The sequence below is a fragment of the Pseudomonas sp. TH04 genome, from assembly GCF_016651355.1.
Lineage (GTDB): Bacteria > Pseudomonadota > Gammaproteobacteria > Pseudomonadales > Pseudomonadaceae > Aquipseudomonas > Aquipseudomonas fluorescens.
Window position 1 is genome coordinate 1 of the sequence record NZ_JAEKEA010000002.1, and the last position, 649, is coordinate 649.

Annotated in this window: 1 protein-coding gene; it reads left to right on the forward strand. The window is 54.5% G+C overall.

Going from position 1 to position 649, the window contains the following annotated elements; genetic code table 11:
• The coding region (locus tag JFT85_RS28345; RefSeq protein ID WP_342367031.1) for an immunoglobulin-like domain-containing protein at positions 1–649 on the forward strand (649 nt) is incomplete at both ends.

The window sequence follows — 649 nt, forward strand, 5'->3', positions numbered from 1 at the left end:
TACCGATAAAGTCACTACCACTGTGACTGACACTCCGGGCACCGCCGATACCACCACCGTGACCCTGACAGCTCCGTCCGAGGTGAGTGAAGGTGGCCAGATTACCTACACCGCTACGCTTTCTAATAAAGCGGGTACCGACGTAACCCTGAAACTCGACAACGGCTCAACTATCACCATCAAGGCCGGCGACACCGTCGGTACTGTGACTGTCCCAGCGCCAAGCGATGACGTGTTCATCGACAAGAGCACTCAAACGGTCAAGATCACTGACACCGCTGGCGGTAATTTCGAGAAGCTGGAAGTTGCTGGTAACGGTGCGACCACCACGATCAACGACACCATCGATAAAGTTGATGTGGTTCTGACTGCCAATACCACTGTTGGTGAAGGCGGCAATATCGTCTACACCGCCAGCCTTGTGGATAAAAACGGCGCGGCAGTGACTAACATCACCAACCCGTTGACCGTGACCTTGGATAACGGCCAGACCATCACCATCGGTGTGAACCAGTCGAGCGGCACCGTTACAACCGTTGCGCCGAACGATGTCTATAACGGTGATCAGACCGTCACCACCGCAATTAAGGGTGTGACTGGCGGCGAACATTTCGAAAACCTGGTGCCAGGTACCGATAAAGTCACCACC